The following is a 579-nucleotide window of genomic DNA, read 5'->3' as shown; positions in this document are numbered from 1 at the left end:
ATAGTGAGCATGATGTCTTTGGTAGCATACCAGCTATCCATAAGCACGGTTTTAAATGCTAGCTGCTTGTACTCGATACTGTGCTGTAGCATGTCTTTTAAATGGTCAAGCTTGCTCTTACCATCGCAAGCTTTGTTATAAATACGGTAATCAATAACCCAATACTGTCCGGTATGAGGATTAACATAGATGCAGTTTACAAGACCAATGCCTTTAATCAATCGCTTGGCGTTACCACTATACTGGCGATTAACCAGTTCTATCTTATGACTGTGGTCTTTGTCTAATACGGTGTCATCAAAGAGTAGGTAACCATCAGGGTGGGCGATAAGGTCTTGTTTGACTTGCTCCCATACTAGACGTGGTCTTAGCTTGTCATCTCTAAGATAGCGGTTAATACGGTCATGACTGATATTCTCAGGATGATGGTCCGCATAGTTAGTAATGGTGTAGTTTATTTGACTCACCATTAGATATTGGCAATAATCTAGTCGGGTTACTCTGGGCTTTTTCATGACTTTATGCTACTACGTTATTCTCTAGATTAGCAATATCTGTTAGTTTCTGCGTAAGTCCTAA

At 40.1% G+C, this 579-nt stretch carries 1 pseudogene; it reads right to left on the bottom strand.

Annotated elements, in window-relative coordinates:
* Nucleotides 1-515: pseudogene (locus JMX97_RS13680) on the bottom strand (transposase); the annotation flags it as partial.
* Nucleotides 516-579: the final 64 nt, after the last annotated feature.

The sequence above is a fragment of the Psychrobacter sp. 72-O-c genome (assembly GCF_904846605.1).
Classification (GTDB): Bacteria; Pseudomonadota; Gammaproteobacteria; order Pseudomonadales; family Moraxellaceae; genus Psychrobacter.
Note: the sequence above shows the minus strand (reverse complement) of the source record. Positions and strands in the feature narration are given on the sequence as shown.